Origin of the sequence: Pseudomonas sp. EA_65y_Pfl1_P113 (assembly GCF_963970525.1) — a bacterium.
GTDB classification, from domain to species: Bacteria; Pseudomonadota; Gammaproteobacteria; order Pseudomonadales; family Pseudomonadaceae; genus Aquipseudomonas; species Aquipseudomonas tritici.
This window is the reverse complement of sequence record NZ_CAXAQM010000160.1, coordinates 1-721: the sequence shown is the minus strand read 5'-3', so window position 1 is coordinate 721 and position 721 is coordinate 1. Positions and strand designations below refer to the sequence as shown.

At 65.7% G+C, this 721-nt stretch carries 1 protein-coding gene; it reads left to right on the top strand.

What is annotated here, in order from left to right; all coding sequences use genetic code 11:
• Positions 1-29: 29 nt before the first annotated feature.
• On the top strand, positions 30-721 hold a 692-nt coding region (locus AACY52_RS28875; protein WP_339561153.1), incomplete at its 3' end, for an NAD(P)-binding protein.

Here is a 721-nt window from a genome sequence, read left to right as displayed (position 1 = left end):
AACTGCGCCAGATCCTGGGAGCCAACCGTATGCGCGCGCGAATCGACAAATTGTCCGGCCATGTCGTGATCTGCGGCTTTGGTCGCATCGGAACGATGCTGGCGCGCGACCTTGCCGAGGCGAACATGCCGCTGGTCGTGATCGAACGCCGCGCCGATCGCCTCGCCGAAATCGAAGCCGCCGGCCACCTGTGCATCGGAGGCGACGCGACCGAGGAAGAGATTTTGTTCGCGGCCGGGATCGACCGAGCACGTGTACTCTCGACAGTCCTGCCAGACGACGCGGCGAACGTTTTCATCACGCTCAGCGCGCGCAATCTCAACCCGACGCTCGAAATCATCGCGCGCGGCGAGGCCCCGACGACCGAACGCAAGCTGCGCCGCGCCGGGGCCGACCATGTCGTGCTGCCGACCCATATCGGTGCCGAACGCATCGCACGCATGGTGCTCTTCCCGAAAAGCGCGGATCTGGGATCGGACGCGGCGCTCAAACGCGCGCGCGGCGAACTCGGCGAAATGGGCCTGGATCTGGAAATCGTCTCGGCGCACGCCGGGTCGGCGATGTGTGTGTTGACCGTCGGCGAGGCCGAACGTCAGGCGGCCGGTGCGTTTTTCATCGTCCAGATCAAGCGCGGCGGTGCCGCCATCCTGCGGCCGTCCCCCGACGAGAAGATCCAGATCAATGACGAGGTGATGGTGCTGGTGCGCGATGCCGGCACCAC